Source organism: Bacillus sp. SIMBA_008, assembly GCF_046535495.1.
GTDB lineage: Bacteria > Bacillota > Bacilli > Bacillales > Bacillaceae > Bacillus > Bacillus subtilis.
The window spans coordinates 1-260 of record NZ_JAWRWL010000707.1; the positions used below are offsets into that span (position 1 = coordinate 1).

The window sequence follows — 260 nt, forward strand, 5'->3', positions numbered from 1 at the left end:
ATTTACTTGTAGCATATATTCCATAGCACTTCTTGCTTCAAAATTGTTAATTTCTTTATTGCTTTCATCGGCAATGGCAAGTAATGTGGAATGATTAATAAGTGAGAAAATAGGATTGTTTTTATTACTGCACAAGTCGAGTGATAAATGACGGATTGTTTGTAAATAATGTGGATCTTGTGAAGTTGGGTAAGCACTTTTTCTTCTATTGCGTACATCGTCAGGTAAAGCAGGTTGCAGTGCTCTACGTAAAATGCCTT

1 protein-coding gene is annotated in these 260 nt (G+C 34.6%); it reads right to left on the minus strand.

Annotation, left to right across the window (positions count from 1 at the left end; genetic code table 11):
• The coding region (locus tag SB658_RS25080) for an asparagine synthase-related protein (protein ID WP_410603126.1) at positions 1-260 on the minus strand (260 nt) is incomplete at both ends.